The following is a 20,703-nucleotide window of genomic DNA, read 5'->3' on the forward strand; positions in this document are numbered from 1 at the left end:
TTATTAAAATTACCATGTCATAAAAATATGCTGTCTTCTAAATCTGAGCCTGATATTTGTTATAAATAATACCAATTTATACTTTATTCATAAATGTATTATAAGTTTTTAAAATAAGAATATTTGATATTATAACACAAACAATATTTTAAAAAAAATATCTTTCACAAAGATTTAATATCTAATTTTTATAATTTAGTAATGTATGCATCTAATTTTAAATTTATACAAAACTTAAGAGCCTATATAAAATATATAAGCTCTTAAATTTACATAGTAATATTATGAAATTTTTCATACGTAAACTATTATATTTTGTCCAACTTTATATTATATGTTTTCTTATAACCTTGAATATATAATATAAACCCTATAGTTTTAAAATTCTAATCCCAGTAAGCTTTTTCACCTAATAACATATCATCTAGTCCCTTTAATTGTTGTTCTGGTGTAGCTTTTATAGAGAAAATACTATCAAGAACTTTAAGAATTATATATGTTGCTACGAATGAATATACTGCAACTAAAGCTGCTCCAAATAATTGAACTAAGAATTGATGTCCTCCAGCTGATACTCCATTGACTGAAGCACTTGCCAATACTCCAATTAATAAACTTCCAGTAAATCCACCCATTCCATGTACTCCCCATACATCTAATGCATCATCCCATTTCATTTTGTTTTTTAATGATATACATAATGAACATACTATAGCTGCTACTATTCCTATTATTACTGCAGCCCAAGGTTCTACATATCCTGCACAAGGTGTTATTGTTGCAAGTCCTGCTACTGATCCTGTTAAAAGATCTGTAAATGCAATCCTTCCATTTTTGATTTTTACTATTATCATCCAAGCTACCATAGCTACTGCTAATGCAACTGCTGTATTTACAAAGGCTGTTGCTGCTAATTGATTTGCTGCCAATGCTCCACCTGAATTGAATCCAAACCATCCAAACCATAGTAACCCTGTACCAATTGCAACTATAACAAGATTATTTGGATCTGTTTTTTCTCCTGGTTTCATTACTCTCTTACCAAAGAATAATACACAAGCTAAAGCTCCAAATCCTGCACTAGTATGAATTACGGTACCTCCAGCAAAGTCAACAAATCCCATTTTAGCAAGGAATCCACCTCCCCATACCCAGTGACATACAGGTATATATATTAATATTGTCCAAACTATTAAAAGCCATATATAACCTTTTATATTTATTCTACCTGCAAATGCACCTGTCATAAGTGGTGCTGTTATAACACAGAACATCAATTGGTATACAAAGAACATAAGAAATGGTATAGTTGCTCCATGCATTGCATTTGCATATACTCCTACATTCCTAAGAGCAAAGAAATCTCCTATATTTCCTATAATTCCAAAATGGTCTGCTCCAAAAGCTAATCCAAAACCACCAAAAATCCATATTACAGTCACTATTCCCATTGATATAAATGACTGCATCATAATTATTAAAACATTCTTTTTTCTTACTAGTCCACCGTAGAAAAATGCAAGGCCTGGTGTCATTAAGCACACAAGGGCAGTACATATAATCATAAAGGCAGTATCTCCATTATTAATAACGTGTCCCATCAGTGTTTACCTCCTTATTATAAGTAATATTTGTGTAAACGTACTTTCTCAGGACTCAATAATTTTATTCTACCAAGATACACATATACATATACTACTTATATATGTTATGTAAAGTAATAGTTAATCTTAATTATAAATCCACTTACATCTTAATTTGATATACTCGCATTTATATATAAGATGAATAATTTATTTTATCTCTGAAATTATAAGTAAATACTATTAGATACATATACATAACTCCTCTAAAGACTTTACTTTTTAAGTACGTTTTTCTATAGAATAAATCTATTTACCTTAATTGTAATTGACGGTTATCATTAATTTATAATCTTTTACAAAGTTAATATTTATGTTTTTTTATACTCATATAGTTCTTAAATTTTATTAAAATCACAAATTTCAACCTTCAAACTACCTATATTTAAATCAAATTTAAAATAACTTCTAATTATTTTCATTTTCTATATAATATATTAAAAAAGAGAACCACTTTTTTATGATTCTCCTCTAAAATATTATGTAATGTAATATAATTATTTATATTTATTAAATTCCACATAATTTATTATTGCAACAATTACAGCTTAATTCTTTTTTCATATATTCTATATCTGTAATTACTATATGTTTCTTTTGGTATTTTATTAAACCATCCTCTTTTATTATTTTTAATATCCTACTTATAGTTTCAGGAGTAGTCCCAGTGTATTCTGCTAAATCAATATTTGATAACTTTACAGTTATCTTAATTCCATTATCAACTTTAATTCCATAACTATTACTAAACCTTATTAAAATTGAAAACAGAGCATTTCTTTTTGTATTAAATAATAAATCCCTCATTTGAAGATAATTTTTTTGCGCCATAAGATTGTTGTAATAAAAAAAATCACGCCATATCTCTTTATCAAAATTTTCTTCTTCAAATGGAATTATTCCTATAGTACAATTACTCTTTGCTTCTGCTCTAAAAAGAGATATATGATTATTGTTATCTAGAAATTGTGGTAATAACATATTAGGCGCTTTATAATACCCTACTGTAAACTCTTTAGAGTTTGGTAATATATGAGTAAGCTTGTACTCTCCTTCAAATATTATTATTACACTATTTCTATTAATCCCCTGAGTGAATAACATTTTATTGCTAGGAATAACTATCTTTCTTTTAACTAATGGGATTAACTTTTCTACTAAATCATTCGTAAATTCTTGCATAATCATAAGAAACACTCTCTTCTTTGTTGTAGTTTTATTCTAGTTTAATTTAACAAAACATTATTTTTCATTCAAGCATTTTTTTCTTTAATTTCTTTTATTTTACATATAGTTAAGTAATTATAAACATTATTATACTTTTATTCACTTATTTTATCTTACTTTATGATTTTATCTATTATATTGTTAATCTTAATTATTTCATTATATCTATCTTCTAGCTACTAATATTTAACCATTTATGAAAAATTAATAATATTTTCTAGGAAATATGTATCTTACCTTATCTTTTTATCATCACGTCCGTATACTAATTGCCTACTCCTTAATCTCTTAATATAATTATATTAATAAATAACCACGAAAGGATTTAATATATGAAAATAACTGTTGATCATACTGATACTAAAGAAAATGAAATAATCCTTAGATGCAAACCTATTGATTCAGCACTTATATTTAATTGGTTTGTAGGGATCTGCTTTTCTTCTTTTACTTGTTTTATAGGGTGGACTAATAGCTCTTATATATTAAATATATAATCTGATACTAAAAATTTAAATGATTGACTTAAAAAATTTCAAAATAAGAACTAGTAATCTTTGGTGTGTTGGCTTATAAATATGGATGGCTTGGATAACAATAATAAAAAAGATAGTATATTTAGAACTTTTAAATCTAGATATACTATCCTTTATAATAACTTTTCTTTTAAATGTTGTATACGTATATATTAAATACTTTATATTAATGAGTTTACCACTACCTTTATTTATCTAATCAAATAACTTAATTATCTCTTCTTCACTAAGTCTCTTAAGACCTTTACCATCCATAGCCTTTCCATCCATAAGACTTTGAATTAATTCTTTCTTATCTTCCTGCATAAGTACAATTTTCTCTTCAATTGTATCCTTAGCTACAAGCTTTATTACTTCAACAGTATTCTTCTGTCCAAATCTATGAGCTCTATCTGTTGCTTGGTCTTCAATTGCTGGATTCCACCATGGATCAAAATGGATAACTAAACTTGCTGATGTTAGATTTAGCCCAACTCCACCAGCCTTTAATGAAATTAAAAATACCTTTATATCCTCATCTTCATTAAATTCTTTTACTCTCTCTACTCTATCCCTTGCAGATGTTGATCCATCTAAGTACAGATAATTTACCCCATTACCCTTAAAATCTTCTTCTATTTTCTTTAATACTGAAGTAAATTGAGAGAATAATAATATTTTCTTTCTAGATTCACTTGCTTCTTCAACCAACTCTTTTACTATATTTAATTTAGCACTCTTACCTACATAGTCTGGTATTACAAGAGATGGATCTAAGCATAACTCTCTTAATTTTGTAAGGTATGCAAATAGATTCACTTTATCTTTTGAAGTTTCTATTTTCATCTTAACCTCTTTTACATATGACTTATATATCTGCTTTTGTTTTGAGTTAAGTTCTACTAAGTATTTCTTCTCAACCTTATCTGGTAATTCATCTAAAACATCTTTTTTAAGTCTTCTTAATATAAATGGTGTTATTAATGTTTTAAGTTCACCTATATCATCATTTCCAACAAATCTTTCTCTAAACCTTTCTTTTGTAAATAAATATCCTGGCATCACAAAATCAAATATCGACCATAGTTCCATTAGATTGTTCTCTATTGGAGTTCCTGTTAGTGCAATATTACATTTTGATTTTATTTTCTTTACTGAAACTGTAGCTTGTGCTGAATGATTTTTTATATTCTGTGCTTCATCTATTATAAGATAATCAAAAATTAAATCATTATATTTCTCCTCATCATTTTTTAGAGTACCATATGTAGTTAAGATTACATCATACTTTTTATAATCATCTAATACCTTCCCCCTTGAAGCCTTACTTCCATGTACTAAGCCAAGTTTAAGTGTAGGTGCAAATCTTTCAAATTCATCTTTCCAATTATAAATTACTGATGTTGGCATAACTATAAGTGTTTTTGTTTTCTTTTGAGATAATATAAATGCTATAACTTGAATAGTCTTTCCAAGTCCCATATCATCTGCAAGTATGCCCCCAAATCCTAATGCTGTTATTTCATTAAGCCATTTAAATCCTGCTACTTGGTAATTTCTAAGTGTTGCATTTAATTTTTTGGGCACAAGTTTTCTTTTATATTCTTTGTTTAAAAGCTTCTGTACTATATCTTGAAGAACCTTACTTCCTTTTATAAATGATAAATTTCTATCCTTTAGCTTTTCTTGAAGATATAGCATTTTATTTTTATCTATTTCTATTTCATTATCAGATATTTTATCTAGTCCTAAATCCTCTATAAGATTTAAAAACTTAGCAACTCCTGGATCTTCTAAATCTAAATATGAAGTTTTATTCTTATAAAATCTTTCACCATTTTTCATTGAGTTTATAGCTTCTCCAAGTTCTTTCACTGTAAAATCATTAAAACTATATTTAAGCTTATAAAAGTTATCAAACTCATTTAATTCTGAAAAAATCTTTGATGAATCTATTAGTTTCAAAGTTTCTAACTCCTTAGAAACTTTGACTATTCCAATCTCCCTTAGCTTTAAGAATCCACTACTTAAAAGATCATATATATCTTCATCATCTCCAATAAACATAAAATCTTTGTCATTCTTAATGAATTTAAATCTTTCAAGTTCCATATCTATAAGCTTTTCTTTCATATCATCTCTTAAAAAGCTTCTATTAGATTTATCTTTAATTAAATCTATAATGTACCCAAAATAATTTAATTTAACATTGCAATATATATTATCTTTTTCTTTATAAAAATAAAATTTAGGTTTTATTAATTTCTTTTTGTATTCACTTGTATACTCATCTAATACAACTTCATTGGTTATATTTTTAAGATTTTCTAATAAAGTATTTAGACTTTCTAGCGATTTCTCATATTTTATCTCACTATTTTTTAAGAAGCTTTTATATATTGGAAGATAAGAATTTAACTGTTTCTTTCTTGGTAGATATATATTTCTATCAAAAAACATTGCTTCCCCATTAGTACTTAATAGCTCTGGGAATTTATTATGATGCTTTAATATAAATTCATTACCTTTAAGCCTAACTGTTAGCGCGACTGGAACATTACTTTTCTTAACTCTTACCTCGTAATTTATAAAATCATAATTAAATGTAATCTTTTTATTTTCATCTATTAATTTAAAAAAGTCTTTTATCTCATTTTGATACAGGGTTATATATTTACATTTTGCTCTTTGCTTATTTTCTTTTATAAATTTAATTATATCTTTATCACTATCTAAAAACTCATCTTTTATTGGGTTATAAGTAAATCCTTCATTAAATTTTATTGTTCTTTTACTGTTACTCTTTTCTATGAAGTCTTTAATGTCTACAACTAAATGAGTACCTCCTGAACCTATTCTAAACTCACACTTAAAAGAAGGTATTCTATCATTTTTGATGCATTTTATCATTATATCTAAATTTAAAAACCTCTTACTTTCTAAATCTTTTTTTGTTTTCTCTAGAATCTTATCATCTGAATTTTTATTTTCTACCTTTTTTTCTTCTACACTATTATTCTTACTTTTTATTTTTTTCTTTGCTGCATTATAAAATGTATATGTAGTTCCAACTATGTGCTTGCATACATAATTTCTTATTTGCCTTCTATTCTCTTCAAAGGTCTCACAAGTACATTTAGTGTCAATTATCCTATCTGTTTTAATATCAATCTTTATATGAGTACTATATGCCTTGCTTTTATTATCATTTAAAACTTTTCCATAGATGTGATAAACTCCATTAATGCTTTTACCTGCTAGATCTTTTATAAAAGATTCTTTTGATAACTTCTCTCCTTGAGTTTTTGTAAATGATGAACTAATCCTTAGTATATTATCTTTTGCTAATTCTAAATTCAAAGGATTCACCCCCTCTTATTTTCTAAAGATATTCTATCATAGTTTATGAAAAATAAAGAAGTTGTATATTAAAATTTATACAACTTCCTTTTTAAATTTATTTTACTATCTAATTCTCTTGAATCAATATCCTTTACAAATGGGAACTTGTCTAATTCCTTCTTTAACTTCTCATCTATTGATAAAAACTTTAATGCTAAATGAATATGTTCATTAGAACTTCTACTTTATAATATAAGTTTCCTAACAAAATCATTTGCTGGATGATTCTTTATAACTTCTGGTTTATTAAACTGTACAATTTCCCCTTTATCCATAACTAATACTCTAGTTCCAAGCTTCAATGCTTCTTTAATATCGTGAGTTATAAAAATTATAGTAACACCTAACTCTTTATGAATTCTAATAATTTCATCTTGTAGCTGCTTTCTTGTTATTTCATCTACTGCACCAAAAGGCTCATCCATTAATAATATATCAGGTCCTGCAGCTAGCGATCTTGCAATACCAACTCTTTGCTTTTGACCTCCTGATAATTGATCTGGATATCTCTTTAAAATACCTTCTTCTAGTCCCACTATTTTAATTAATTTTAAGACAGACTCTTTTATTTTATCCTTATTTTTTTTATTAATTAAATCTGGAACATATGATATGTTTTTTTCCACTGTCATATGAGGAAATAAAGCAGTTCCTTGTATTGAGTAGCCAATCTTCCTTCTAAGCTCTATTAAATTCTCATTCTTTATATTATTTCCATTTATAAATATATCACCTTTATCAGGAACATTAAGTCCATTAATCATTTTTAATACTGTTGTTTTTCCGCAACCAGAGCTTCCTATTACAGTAATAAATTCTCCTTTATTAATATTAAGATTAAAATCATCAAGAATTATCTTATCATCATACTTCTTCTTAATATTTTTCATTTCTATAATTACCTTATTACTCATAATAATCCTCCTATTTTAATAAGCCTTTTTCAGTTAAAAACTCTTTAGCAACTGCCTTTGGCTCCTTCCCCTCTACTTCTACTTCATAGTTTAATTTAGACATTTCTTTATTATCTAGTTTATTATTTAATTCTAATAAAACTTCTTTTATCTCTGGATGCTTGTCTATCACTTCTTCTCTAACTACATTGCCACACATATAAGATGGATAGAAATTTTTATCATCTTCAAGTACAACTATATCAGATGTATTTAATTGACCATCTGTTGTAAATATATTCATAACATCAATATCTTTATTTTTTACGGCATTATACTTAAGTCCTATATCTAAATCCACATTTTTCTTAAATTTAAGCCCATAAGCTTTACTTAAAGCATCAAATCCATCTTCTCTTTCATAAAAATCATATTCAGCTCCAAAGACTAAATTCTTAGAATATTTGGCTAAATCAGAATATGTTTTTATATTATACTTATCTGAAATCTCTTTTCTTATTGCTAAACCATAAGTATTGTTAAATCCATACATTCCTACCCACTGAAATTTATAATTTTTATTATATTCTTTTTGCAATTCTTTAAACATGGATTCATTATATATCCCTTTCTTATTTAAAACATTATTCCATGCCGTTCCTGTATACTCTGGGTATATATCGAATTCTCCCTTTTCCATTGCTGGCTGAATATTGGATGTTCCACCTCCAACTCCTTGAGTTAATTCAACCTTTAAACCTGTTTTATTTTCAATTAAGCTACTCATCATTTCGCCAATAATATATTGTTCAGTCATTGGTTTTGTTGCAATTTTTATAGTATCTTTTTCAGCTTTAATATTTAATACTGAAGTGATTATAATTCCTAGTATTAATATAGAAGATATAATATAAATTACTTTTCTTTTAACCTTATATTTTTTATTATTTTTTCTATTTAAAGACTTTTCTATAATTCCAAGTATTGTGTCTAATACTAATGCGAGTACTGCAATTAATATACTACCAGCCATAGTCATAACTTCATTATTTGTTGTGATACCTCTATATATTGCTACACCAAGACCACCTGCACCAATAAATGAAGCAATACCAGTTAAAGCTATTGTCATAACTACCATATTCCTTAATCCAGACATGATTACTGGAACTGATAATGGTAATTTTACTTTATACAATATTTGAAACTTAGTACTTCCCATCCCTTCTGCCGCCTCAATAATAGATGGATCTATATTTTTAATTCCAGTATAAGTACTTCTAACCATTGGTAGTAATCCATATATAGTTAATGCAATAATAGCAGTAGTATTTCCTATTCCTGAAAATGGAATCAAAAATCCTAATAATGAAATAGATGGTATTGTATAAATGAAATTTACTACTCCCAAAACAAAACTAGATGATTTTTCATACTGACTAATTATTACTCCTAAAATAAGTCCTAAAATTGCTGCAATAATAATAGCTGTCATTGAAATTTCTAAATGTTGAATAGTTAAGTCAATGAAAAAATCTTTTCTATCAATATACATATCTAATATTTGGTGAATCATTCTTTTCCCCCTCGTATTTAATTAATTTTGCTTAACAAATACTTTATATAATATTCCTTAATATAATTATAGATTTCATGCTCTATCATATATATCCACTTTTAATACATTGTTATGCACAACTTTGCTCAAACTTTTACACATGTAATTCACTAATCTAAAACAAAAACACCTCCTTTTCAATCATAATATTATGATAATATCACAATATTATGATGAAATTTTGAATAATTAAAAATTATTATTTATCAATAATATATTCTATTTAATATAAGTAATCCGAAAATACTTTCCTCAAAAAGAAATTTATTAAGTATTAACTGATGTTAAAAAATTTAAAGTTGATTTATAAAATTACTATATTATTTTTTAGTCCTATACCTAAACCTAAGCTATATCTTATTCATTAAACAAAAGAGATGCTTATAATTCTCCATAAGCATCTCTTCTGTTGATATATTCTATTTTAATAATTTAAATATTTACTAATTTAACCTCTTTATTTTTTATAACTAATACTATCTTACCTAATTATTCTGTATTTCTTTCTAATACATTTGCACCCAAAACTATATCTTTTATTTATAATTCTAATATTTTCAAAATATCTTTTGGCTCATTTAGATTATAATCTGCTTCTATTTCTGAAGTATCATAGGCACCCCATACGGCTAGTCCAAAATCCATTCCAGCAGACTTTGCCGCTTTGTAATCTGCAATAGTATCACCTATGTACAATGAATCTTTTGGATCTATATCTAATATCTCTACAGCTTTTAATAATGGTTCTGGATGAGGTTTATGATTATCTGTATCATCTGCCAAAACAACACTTTTCATATATCCTTGTAATCCTGTCTTAAAGAAATCTATTTCATATTGAGACTTCATCTTTGAACTTGATATTCCACATAATATTCCATTATCATCTAAAGATTTTATAACTTCATGGAACCCATCATATAGCTTTGCTCCATCTTTATATTCATTTACATACTTTACCCACTTATCATAAGATTTTTCTATATCTTTAAATCCTAATAATTTTAAAGTCTTTTTACCTGCATATGCTCTATATTTTAATAAATCATCATATTCTATATCTTTACCTAACTCTTCTTTGATTAGATTTTGCAGAGGAATTATATTCATTTCCTCTGTATCTAACATAGTTCCATCTAAATCAAATATTATACACTTATATCTTTTCATAACTTACTCCCTCTATTCTCTTTTAATCAATAGCATATCTAATACCCATATATTATTTACCTTAACTCAATTATCTTTAAAATATTTAAACAATATATAATACAAGCCTATCATCTAATGTTAAAAATTTCAATTAATATAAAAAAGAAGGCATTATTTTCATTATGCCTTCTTTTTTCATCCAAAGTTTAAAGTATTATTTTAAACTTTTTACTTTATAAGATCTATTATCTCATCTATCTTCTTTGCACCAAAATAAATCTTTTCATCATTTATAATTACAGCTGGTACACTCATTACTTTAAATTTATCCTTTATGTCTTTATATCCTGAAATATCAAGCATTTCAGCTTCTACATTCTTATTTTCTATAGCTATTCTTTGTGATGATACTACAACATCTGGACATAGATGACATGATAATGATACGCAAACTTTAATGTTTGTTTTCTTTTCTATACCTTTAATTGCTTCTAATATATCACTTGAAATTTGTTGCCCTGGTCCACCTAAATTGTATATAGCTAATATAAATGAATTTAGTTCATGTCCACCGGGTACTCCATGGAACTTAACTCCACTATAATTTTTATCATTATCCAAAAGTGCAACTACAGGGTACTTATCTGTATTTATCTTATCTTGAATTTCTAAATTTTCACCCTTAGTATAAATCTCTGCACTTACCTTTTCTCCAAGGTCTGATATATCTAATACTAAATCTCTAAGTTCTATAGACTTAGCATTACTTTCATCTACTATAGATACAAGAGTAACTTCTTTTTCTAATCTATCTAATATACCCTTTAATTGAGTTCTTAAAGCATCATTTAAAAGTTTGCTCTTTCTTGAAACATTATCTAAATTCTCATTTGTTACTACTTCCTTCTCAGCTTTTTTATGAACTATATACTCTTCATCTTTTATACCAAGTCTTTCTTTAAGTTCAATAACATATCTTTCAGCTGTAGTTGCAGCAATCGCTCCATCTGAAACAGCAGTAACTATTTGTCTTAATTGCTTTGGTCTTAAATCTCCTGCTACATAAACACCAGGTACATTAGTTTCCATATTTTCATTAGTCATTATGTATCCAAATCTGTCTAGCTCTAAAATCCCCTTAAATAAATCACTTTGAGGTGCATATCCTACAAATACAAATACTCCAAAGGCTCCATCTTCTTTTTTAGCATTATACTCAAAGGTTTTGCTAGTTACATTATCAATAAATCTAGCATAGTTAACCATTTCATCACCTTTAACTTCAAGTACTTCTGTATTAAATTTAACTTCTATCTTAGGATGTGAAAGCACCTTATCTGCAATTGATTTAGCACATGTAAACTCTGGCTCTCTTGCAATTACTGTTACTTTAGTTGCATATTTAGTTAAGAATATTGCTTCTTCTGCTGCTGCAAAACCAGCTCCAATTACAAACACCTCTAACCCTTCAAAGAACTGTCCATCACAAGTTGAACAATATGCTACTCCTCTACCTGTAAACTCTTTTTCACCTTTAAATCCAAGCTTTCTAGGAGAAGCTCCTGTAGCTACAACTACTGCTCTACCTTTTAATTCACCCTTATCAGTCTTTAAAATCTTAACATTGCCCTTTAATTCTACCTCTGTAACTTCAGCAGAAATAAAGTTTACTCCAAAGTCCTCTGCTTGATTTCTCATCTCTTGCATAAGCTTTGGTCCATTACTATCTCTAGCCCCTGGATAATTAGATATCTCATAAGTTTTATTTACTTGACCTCCAAGCTCTTCCTTTTCTATGATTAGCGTATTTAATTTAGCTCTACCTGCATATATCCCTGTTGAAAGTCCTGCTGGCCCTCCACCTATTACTAATAAATCATATATTTTTTCCATACGTACCTCCCAAATTTCATTACATTTCATCACTTTCAAAATATCATTAAAATTTTAACTCATAGAATCTTAATGTTAATTTGAAGAAAAAGATGAATTAATATTTTAAGTAATCATATCAATTCATCTTTTCATAACTAAGTATTTAAACTAATTTTAATTATCTATTATAGTTTTATAACTAAATTTACTATTAATCTTCTATTATAGCTTTCCCACTAAATCTAAGCTTGGTGTTAATGTTTCTTCACCTGGTTGCCATTTAGCTGGACAAACTTGATCTCCGTGTTCTGCAACAAATTGAGCTGCTTGAACCTTTCTTAATAATTCATCAGCACTTCTTCCAATACCTAAATCATGTATCTCGTAAGCCTTGATTTCTCCTTCTGGATTAATAACGAATGATCCTCTTAATGCTAGACCTTCTTCTTCAATCATAACTTCAAAATCTCTTGCTAATTTTCCTGTTGGATCTGCAAGCATTGGATACTTAATCTTTCCAATTGTTTCTGAAGCATCAGCCCATGCTTTATGAACGAAATGAGTATCTGCTGATACTGAGTAAACCTCGCAGCCTATTTCTTTAAACTTTTCATAGTTATCTGCTAATTCTCCAAGTTCTGTTGGACATACAAATGTAAAGTCTGCTGGATAGAATACAAATACTGACCAGTGTCCCTTTAATGATTCTGATGTTACCTCTCTGAAATCTCCATTGTGGTATGCTTGTACTTTAAACTCTGAAACTTTTTTATTTATTAATGACATTTTAAATTCCTCCTTGATATTTATTATCAAGTGATATTTCCTATCACTTATCTCTTGTAATTAATAATAATTATTATTTAGTAATTTGTCAACAACTTTTTGAATTAATTTTTATCTTAATAAAAAAGATAGGTTATCTTAACATATAACCTATCCTTTATTGATCCTACCTTTAAATTTTAAGATATTCTTATAAATTAATAAAACTCTCTAACCTTCAAAGCTATTAGCTTTTTAAATCTAAAAAATCACTTTAGATTTATTATTTAATTAAATCTAGTGAATTCTCCTCTTCTATATTAAAATAACTATCTATATCTTCAATTTCATTAGGCCATTTTATCTCATCTAATACCCAGTGTTTTTCATCTCTTTTAAATCTCCAAAATTGCTCATACCTTTTATGCTTAGATTTATTCCCATCTATAATTGAATTCGTTTTTTCATTTATTGTATAATCTACCATTGAACATTTTATATTAACCCAAATCATATCTTCAAATCTATCTTTAGAATTTAATGCTCCAATAGGTATAACTTCTAATAGCTCTATATCTTTTAATATATTTTTTTCTTCTCTTACTTTCATCCATTCTGTTTTTGTTTTATGAAGTGTATAAAGTTTTTTACTCATATACTCTCTTGCTATATCTTGATTTCTTTTAGTCCAGGCCTCTTGAACAAGATAAAAGGCTGTTGTTATATCATTTGAAATATCATTGTATTCCCAACCTAAATCATATTTTTTAAACTCTTTAATAGCTGATAAAAATCCATCTTTTTTTCTCTTTAAAATTATTTTACGTTTTACTTTTTCAAAACCTCCTACAAAGGTAAAAATACCAAGTGCTCCTGATATAATCTGTGATTCTACACTCGCACCTGAAGAACCTCCTCTGCCTGATGAGCCCCCAGACCTTCCTCCAGATCCTCCTCCAGCGCCACCACCACCTCCGCCTGATCCTCCCCCAGCTATTGGGAAAGCAGAAGTCGTTGGAAGAATTAAAATAACCACTATTAAAATTTTTATAATTTTCTTATAATGCTTTTTCATTTAGAATTTCTCCTATCTTCTTCTAGCTTCCTGATGATGAAGCAGCAGCTGCTCCTGCTGCTGCAGCTGCACTTGCTGCTGCTATTTCAATAGCTATTTGTATTGTTAAAGCTACATTATTAGTAGTATCTATTAATCTTTGTTTATCTGTGTCAGTTAACTTGTCAACATAATATGAAGCAACAAGGCCTGTAGCTATCATATTTCTAATAGTTGAACCTAATGTAAAACTTCCAAATCCCTTTTCAGATTTTATTCTTTCATTAACTTCTCTTACTTCTTTTGCGAAAGTATTAGGATCATCTGCTATAACCGCTGCTATTCCTAAGATTGGTAATGAATAATATCTTAACGGTACTCTATTATCCCTTAGTGCTTCATCTACTTTAACAATCCTACTAACTTTTTCATCCACACTTCCACTAAATAGAGGTAATATATGTGATAAACTTTGTGTATTATTGCCTATTCCAAATCCATTATCTCTTAAAGCTTTATAACATTCTTCTATTTCATTTAAAGTTAATTCCATATTTCCAGAAGTCGTTGCAATCATAGCTGCAGCTGATATATCTTCTTGACCTGTTAAAAATCTATGATTCTTTTTCATATAATCATAAACCATTCTAGTATTTCTTACTGCCTCATCAATATTCACTCTATATCTTGCATTAAATATTACAATAGAAGATAAAATTAAATACTGATTTGTAAAGAAATGATTTTTTAACCTTTCATTAATAGTCATAAGTTCTTTAAAGCTACCTTCCATATCACTTTCAAGAGATATGGTAATTGCAGTAGTTAACAAATTATTTCCTCTAAAGTTTGATAACATAGATGTATTGTCCTTAATAATTTTTATAGCCTCATTAATTCTAGTAGCATCTGCATTTTTACCCTTTAATGTTAATGATAAAGCATTACACTTTCTAAAAGAATTTCCTGTAAATATTCCGCCTGCATTATCTAGCTCCATGCTATTATTTACTAATAATTGAACCTTCTCATAATTCATAATAAACACCCCTTAAAAGTTTTAATTAAATATATTATATAGTATATTATACCTTATTTCAAGTTTTTTAATACATTAATTCTAAAAAATGTTAATATTATTAAATCTTGCAATATATTATACTCATAATATTTACTTTAGCATTTCTGAAAATAAAAAAGATTAATTAAGAATTTAGATTTAACCAATCCTTAATTAATCATTTTTTCTTTTTATCTAAATGAATTCTCCATTTTCATATTGCTTTTTCCCAAGAAATATACTAAATCCAATAAATAAAACTATTACTACTAATAAAAATGCTAAGTCATTATTATTAAAATTATTAGCTAAATCAATTAATCTTTTTTGAGGTAACAAACCTCTTAAAAACTCCATTACATTATTGCTATCTACAATATTTACAATACATCCTCCTAAAAGGCATGTAATCATAGCTATTGCAGAACCACCCATTGTTACAGCTACTTTATTTTTGCAAAGAGTAGAAATTAATATAGCAAAACTACTACTTAATATTCCAACTAATACTATTAATAAAGACATTAGCCCATAGCTAACACTTAATTTAACATTTAATACATTTAGTACAAGTAATGTTAATATTACTGTAGGTAGTGTTAGAGTTAACATTGAATACAAAATCTGTCCTATCATATACTGAAAATAAGAAAGTTTTCCATGAAGTACCCTTACATAAACACCATTTTCTCTATCTGTTAGGAAATTATCCATAACCATTAAAGAACCAAAGAATAAGAACATTATTAAGAACCCTATTATTTTTCCTTCAACAGTTTGGCTCTCCTCACTTCCCTCATAAACTTCACCTCTTAAACTAGCTTCTAATGATAGTTTAATATCTTTATTTCCATAACTAATTACCTTTGGCTCACCACTTCTAAAATCTATTTCAGCTAAATAAACTCCTTTTATAAGATCCGTAGTACTTGGTTCTTTATCCAAAAATACTGGATTTATATTAGAATTCTCCTCCATTGATTCTTTCATCATAGTCTCTTGCTGCATATCAGCTCCAACTATTGCAAGTTTACCTTTTATATCATCAATTTGACCAAAATAAACTCCAAAATACACTACAATTGGTAATATTATAATTACTATAAATAATATAATCTTTTCTTTAATAATTCTCTGCAAATTATTTTTAACTACTAATAATATATTTCTCATTTAATTTCTCCCTTTCTATAAATATTTTTCAGTTTTAAATGTTCTAGTGCAAATCCCTATAAATATTATTGCTAAAAATATATTTACACCTATTGTTATAAAAAGTAAGAAATTATTATTATCATAAATACTATTTAGTAATCCATCCATTAACCATTTTACTGGTGATATCTTTGATAAAGCTGCTGGGAATTCTCCTAATGATTCTAAAGAAATGAAAGCGCCTCCAAGTACACATAAAAAAACTTGTAGCATATTAAAAATCATATTAATCGGTCCAACATCATCTAATATTGTGCATAATAGAATACCTAATGCATTTGACATAAGTGATAAAGCAACAAAGGATAGAAAAATTATAAACTCATTTCCATTATAATTTATACTAAATAATACTTTAAAAAGTATCATTGATACTCCAGCACCTACTCCACTAAATATTGTTCCAGTAATTATTTGAGATAAATATATACCTATATTACTAATTGGAGTAAATATTAGTCTTAAATTACCTTCCTTTATAGGTTTGTCCATAAAGTTATATACACTAGCAAGTCCTGCCCCTGAGAATATAAATATCATCATACTAATTGAATAATACTGATATGACGTTACTTCTCCCCCAAAGTTATTTTGAGTTAAATACCCTATTATTGAAGTCAATAGTACTGGGTAAATAAAGTATGTCAATATCATAACTGGAGTCTTGACCATTAATTTAAATTCAAACTTCACCATATTAAGTAAATTCATAACGTCCTCCTAATCTCTTAAAGTTCTACCTGTTAGATTCAGGAAGACAGTTTCTAAATTTTGCTCTTCAGTAACTATATTTTTTATTTTTACATCATTCTCTATAAGCTTTAGAATTATTTTATCTAGGTTATTAGACTCCTTTAAGGTACTTACCCTTAAACATTCTTTACACTCTACCTTTTCTACTCCTTTAACTGATAGTAATATATCCTTATCTATTTCATCTACCTCAGTTGCAGAAATGTTATAAACAACCTGTTCTTCCATTTGACCTTTTAATTCTTCTAATGTTCCTTCTGCTATAATTTGCCCATTATCAATTATTAAAGCCCTATCACTTATAGCCTCTACTTCTTCCATATAGTGAGTAGTATATATTATTGTTGTTCCACTCTTTCTTAACTCTTTAATTGATTCTAAAATATGATTTCTTGATTGTGGATCTATCCCAACTGTAGGCTCATCTAAAATTAGTAGCTCAGGATTATGCGCTAAAGCACAAGCTATATTTAACCTTCTCTTCATTCCTCCAGAATACGTCTTAGGTAAATCATTAGCTCTATCTAAAAGTCCAACCATTTCTAATGCTTTCTCAGATTGAGTTTTTAGCTTCTCTCCTTTTAATCCATAAAAACTTCCAAAGTATTTTACATTTTCTAAAGCTGATAAGTTTTCAAATATAGCTAAGCTTTGAGGAACTATTCCTAACTTGCTTTTATATTCTTTTTTATTTTTCAATATATCTTTTCCCATAAATTTCATTTCACCATCTGATGCCTTAAGAGCTGTGGAGAGTATATTTATTGTAGTACTCTTTCCTGCTCCATTTGGCCCTAAGAACCCTAAAATTTCTCCCTTATTTACAGAAAATGAAATTCCTTTAACCACCTCGTTATGACCATACTTTTTCTTTAAATTGCTAACCTCTAATATCTTCATAAATTTCCCCTTTATATTTTTCTACATTTCATACCATTGACTATATCTTCACAAGTATCCTTTAACATCCCAATAATTTTTTCATCTGTTAGTTCTGATGCAAAAGCTTCATTTGTAGCCATTATTGATAATCCAACTTGAAAAGCTTCTAACTTAGTTAAAAGCATTTTAAGTTCTTCTTCTGAAAAATTTTTAAGTTCTGGATCTTTTTTCATTTCCTCAATAATTATTGGCATCATATTTTCATTATAGACCTCTAAATAGTTACTTTCTTTTAATAAAATATCCTTAAAAATTGTGCTATAATTCTTAGCAAATTTTATACTAGCTATCCCTATGTCAAAAAATGCATCTCCCGTATTTTCTTCTACTATCATATCAGTACTAATTTCTTGTACTTTTGAAATTACAGCCATTTTCAATTCATCTAATTCGTTAAAGTTTACATATATAGGTGCAATTGAGCTTTTTAACTTTGAAGCAACTTTTCTTATAGTTATACTATCCATACCTTCCTCTCTAGCAATTTCAAATGCAGCATCTATAATTTGTTCTTTAGAAAATTTGTTTTTTGGTGGCATTTTTATTACCTCTTTTCTTATAGTACATTATATATCGATAGATATATATCGATAGATATATATAATTTTACATCATGCTTACATATATTGTAAATATATTTTTATAATAAATTTTATATAAGAAAACCGTACCTATATATGGTACGGTTCTTAGTTAAAATCTATTTATTATCCTACTTTATTTTTATTATCTGTGAATTTTTATAATTATCTAATGGAAGTCCATGATCTCCATAGTTAAGCTCTATATTTTTCTTTTTATCTACACCATCAAATATAGCAACATAACCATCATCCACTTTTGATATAGTATAGCTATTACAATACCTATTAAAATTTTGCTCACCTTCATTATCATAGGTGGATAAAGCTAAACTATCAAATATTGCTAATGGCTCATACTCGCTTTTAAAATAAAATTCAAGTTTATCTCCTTGCCACTCAATTTTATAAAATTCACCTTTTAATCCATTCTGTGATTTTATTATTTTAGGATACTTGATATTACCTTTCTGTCCACTCTCAATCTTAACTGTATCATCATTACCTGTCCATTCTAATGATTCTTTAGTATCAGATAAAATAACATTTATAGACTTAGCCTCTCTTACTACATCAGCTGTTAACTCTGGGAAGTCCATATTATCACCATATGTTCTAGTATATATCTTTCCATCTACTTCTATATAATATTTTGGTCCCCATGAATCATAAATATACTTTATATCTTCACCTGAAAAAGTAAGTTCACTTCCCATTGCATTTGATTCTAAACTCTTAATTTTTGTTTTATCATTAATTGATTTATTTATCACTATATTATATTTATCCTTAAACGCTGAAGAGAAATCCACTTTTGCATCAAAATTTAAATCTAATTCAACTTCTTTAAAATCCTCAGATAACTTTTGTATATTAAGTGTCAAATCTCCTTGCTTAGGATAAGTATCTCCATTTAAGTCTTCTGTGTAATTTAATATCATAGTATAATCATTAAGATAATAGCTATCTTCACTTGAAGAACTATAAATTCCTGCTTTTCTTTTATCCATATTTACTCTTAACATAAAATTATCTTGTTTTGCTTTTTTCTTTAAAGGCTCCTTGCTTTCAATCTTAACTACTGCCTGCAATTTATTGGGTATAGAAATAATATTTTCTATAGTAACTTTATATCCATTACTCTCCTTTGATTGACCAATATAATTTGTATATTTTTCATATCCTTTAAATAATCCTAATTGCTTATAAATATTATTTAATACAGGTATGTTTGAAGCAACAGCTGGAGTACTTATTACTCCTACTAGAATAACTACTACTGCACTTGCTACTATCTTTCTTTTGATGTTTCCTCTTTTTCTAAGTTTCTTTTTAACATTCTTTTTTGTTCTTTTAATTTCTATTTCTGATATGTTTATCTCTGATAACTCTATATCCTCTATAGTTTCACTATCTAAATTATCTAATATATCCTTTGGATTCATAATTAGCACCCCTTATTTACTAGCTTTTCTCTAAGCTTTTTTCTACCCCTAAATACTTTTAGATTAATTAACTTCTCTGATATTCCAAGATATTTACTAATAACTTTAGTATCTTCATCTAAATAAAATTTTCTTAAGAATATCTCCTTATCTATTTCTTTCATATTATTAATTTCATTTCTTACTTTTGCTAGATTATCTTTATGATCCAGTTCATCATCTAAGGTTCTTGTACTACCAAGTTCAACTGATGATATATCCACCTTATCTGGTTCACGTACTTCTTTTCTTAATAAATCTATAGCTGTATACTTAGCTATTACTATAATCCATTTTACGAATTGTGCATTCTCTTTATTGAAGTATTTAGTATTATCCCATATCTTTAGAAATACATCATTCATGCACTCTTCAGTTAATTCTCTATTTTGTAATACGCCATATGAAACCTTAAATATAAGATTTGAGTAGTTATCAATTAAATAATCTAAAGCTTTAAGATTTTTATTCTTTAAACCCCTTATAAAATTCTCTTTGTTAACCATAGCCTTCCCCCTGCTAGT

Annotated in this window: 17 protein-coding genes; 1 reads left to right on the forward strand and 16 read right to left on the reverse strand. The window is 27.3% G+C overall.

Annotated features, from left to right (window positions below; translation table 11 throughout):
• Positions 1 to 386: 386 nt before the first annotated feature.
• Both K5V21_RS13025 and K5V21_RS13030 read right to left on the reverse strand, forming a co-directional pair.
• Entirely contained in the window at positions 387 to 1,601 is a 1,215-nt protein-coding gene (locus K5V21_RS13025; RefSeq protein WP_204593496.1) for an ammonium transporter, read from the reverse strand.
• A 552-nt stretch (positions 1,602 to 2,153) separates the two neighbouring features.
• On the reverse strand, positions 2,154 to 2,831 hold the full coding sequence (locus tag K5V21_RS13030) for a Crp/Fnr family transcriptional regulator (RefSeq protein ID WP_221861621.1): 678 nt from the start codon (positions 2,829 to 2,831) through the stop codon (positions 2,154 to 2,156).
• 371 nt (positions 2,832 to 3,202) lie between these two features.
• Between K5V21_RS13030 and K5V21_RS13035 the strand changes: the two genes are divergently transcribed.
• Positions 3,203 to 3,367 carry a hypothetical protein gene (locus K5V21_RS13035; RefSeq protein ID WP_221861622.1) on the forward strand — a complete coding sequence of 55 codons (165 nt, stop codon included), beginning with the start codon at positions 3,203 to 3,205 and terminating at the stop codon, positions 3,365 to 3,367.
• Between the two features lie 234 nt (positions 3,368 to 3,601).
• On the opposite strand, the gene K5V21_RS13040 is transcribed toward K5V21_RS13035, so the two are convergent.
• From K5V21_RS13040 to K5V21_RS13105, 14 genes are all read right to left on the reverse strand, one after another.
• On the reverse strand, positions 3,602 to 6,745 hold the full coding sequence (locus tag K5V21_RS13040) for a DEAD/DEAH box helicase (RefSeq protein ID WP_221861623.1): 3,144 nt from the start codon (positions 6,743 to 6,745) through the stop codon (positions 3,602 to 3,604).
• A gap of 227 nt (positions 6,746 to 6,972) precedes the next feature.
• Positions 6,973 to 7,701 carry an ATP-binding cassette domain-containing protein gene (locus K5V21_RS13045; RefSeq protein ID WP_221861624.1) on the reverse strand — a complete coding sequence of 243 codons (729 nt, stop codon included), beginning with the start codon at positions 7,699 to 7,701 and terminating at the stop codon, positions 6,973 to 6,975.
• A 10-nt stretch (positions 7,702 to 7,711) separates the two neighbouring features.
• Positions 7,712 to 9,256: an ABC transporter permease/substrate-binding protein gene (locus K5V21_RS13050; RefSeq protein WP_221861625.1), complete on the reverse strand. Its 1,545-nt coding sequence runs from the start codon at positions 9,254 to 9,256 to the stop codon at positions 7,712 to 7,714.
• Between the two features lie 582 nt (positions 9,257 to 9,838).
• Positions 9,839 to 10,468, reverse strand: coding sequence for an HAD family hydrolase (locus tag K5V21_RS13055; protein ID WP_221861626.1), 630 nt, complete (start codon positions 10,466 to 10,468; stop codon positions 9,839 to 9,841).
• A 210-nt stretch (positions 10,469 to 10,678) separates the two neighbouring features.
• Entirely contained in the window at positions 10,679 to 12,343 is a 1,665-nt protein-coding gene (locus tag K5V21_RS13060; protein ID WP_221861627.1) for an FAD-dependent oxidoreductase, read from the reverse strand.
• A 204-nt stretch (positions 12,344 to 12,547) separates the two neighbouring features.
• Positions 12,548 to 13,111 (reverse strand): alkyl hydroperoxide reductase subunit C, encoded by a 564-nt coding sequence (gene ahpC, locus K5V21_RS13065; RefSeq protein WP_204593488.1) that lies wholly within the window; start codon positions 13,109 to 13,111, stop codon positions 12,548 to 12,550.
• A gap of 262 nt (positions 13,112 to 13,373) precedes the next feature.
• Positions 13,374 to 14,165: a Tim44 domain-containing protein gene (locus tag K5V21_RS13070; protein ID WP_221861628.1), complete on the reverse strand. Its 792-nt coding sequence runs from the start codon at positions 14,163 to 14,165 to the stop codon at positions 13,374 to 13,376.
• A gap of 22 nt (positions 14,166 to 14,187) precedes the next feature.
• Positions 14,188 to 15,183 (reverse strand): DUF4003 family protein, encoded by a 996-nt coding sequence (locus K5V21_RS13075; protein ID WP_221861629.1) that lies wholly within the window; start codon positions 15,181 to 15,183, stop codon positions 14,188 to 14,190.
• A gap of 216 nt (positions 15,184 to 15,399) precedes the next feature.
• Entirely contained in the window at positions 15,400 to 16,377 is a 978-nt protein-coding gene (locus K5V21_RS13080) for an ABC transporter permease (RefSeq protein WP_221861630.1), read from the reverse strand.
• Between the two features lie 15 nt (positions 16,378 to 16,392).
• On the reverse strand, positions 16,393 to 17,130 hold the full coding sequence (locus K5V21_RS13085) for an ABC transporter permease (protein WP_221861631.1): 738 nt from the start codon (positions 17,128 to 17,130) through the stop codon (positions 16,393 to 16,395).
• A 9-nt stretch (positions 17,131 to 17,139) separates the two neighbouring features.
• Positions 17,140 to 18,072, reverse strand: a complete 933-nt coding sequence (locus tag K5V21_RS13090; RefSeq protein ID WP_221861632.1) for an ABC transporter ATP-binding protein — start codon at positions 18,070 to 18,072, stop codon at positions 17,140 to 17,142.
• A gap of 11 nt (positions 18,073 to 18,083) precedes the next feature.
• Positions 18,084 to 18,653, reverse strand: a complete 570-nt coding sequence (locus K5V21_RS13095; protein ID WP_221861633.1) for a TetR/AcrR family transcriptional regulator — start codon at positions 18,651 to 18,653, stop codon at positions 18,084 to 18,086.
• A 173-nt stretch (positions 18,654 to 18,826) separates the two neighbouring features.
• The gene (locus K5V21_RS13100; RefSeq protein ID WP_221861634.1) at positions 18,827 to 20,140 is read right to left on the reverse strand and encodes a DUF4179 domain-containing protein; all 1,314 of its coding nucleotides are present in this window, start codon (positions 20,138 to 20,140) and stop codon (positions 18,827 to 18,829) included.
• Between the two features lie 2 nt (positions 20,141 to 20,142).
• On the reverse strand, positions 20,143 to 20,685 hold the full coding sequence (locus tag K5V21_RS13105) for a sigma-70 family RNA polymerase sigma factor (RefSeq protein WP_221861635.1): 543 nt from the start codon (positions 20,683 to 20,685) through the stop codon (positions 20,143 to 20,145).
• Positions 20,686 to 20,703: the final 18 nt, after the last annotated feature.

Origin of the sequence: Clostridium sardiniense (assembly GCF_019753795.1) — a bacterium.
GTDB lineage: Bacteria > Bacillota > Clostridia > Clostridiales > Clostridiaceae > Clostridium > Clostridium sardiniense.